The organism is Brevibacillus sp. LEMMJ03 (assembly GCF_007197875.1).
In the GTDB taxonomy this organism is placed as follows: Bacteria; Bacillota; Bacilli; order Brevibacillales; family Brevibacillaceae; genus Brevibacillus; species Brevibacillus thermoruber.
In genome coordinates, this window is sequence record NZ_VKJN01000138.1 from 1 (window position 1) to 208 (window position 208).

Here is a 208-nt window from a genome sequence, read left to right on the forward strand (position 1 = left end):
GGCGTGCCCTGAGAGATTCGAACTCCCGACCTTTTGATTCGTAGTCAAACGCTCTATCCGGCTGAGCTAAGGGCACACATTGTTGTTGGGGGTCCCCGAAAACCCTTTTTACGTTTGGGGATAAAGTAACTGGTGAGCCATGAAGGACTCGAACCTTCGACCCTCTGATTAAAAGTCAGATGCTCTACCAACTGAGCTAATGGCTCAT

General features: G+C 49.5%; 2 tRNA genes. Both read right to left on the reverse strand.

The features are described 5' to 3' along the window. Nucleotides 1-2: 2 nt before the first annotated feature. A tRNA-Arg gene (locus FOI68_RS23170) sits at nt 3-76 on the reverse strand. 54 nt (nt 77-130) lie between these two features. Next, nucleotides 131-206: transfer RNA gene (locus FOI68_RS23175), tRNA-Lys, on the reverse strand. Nucleotides 207-208: the final 2 nt, after the last annotated feature.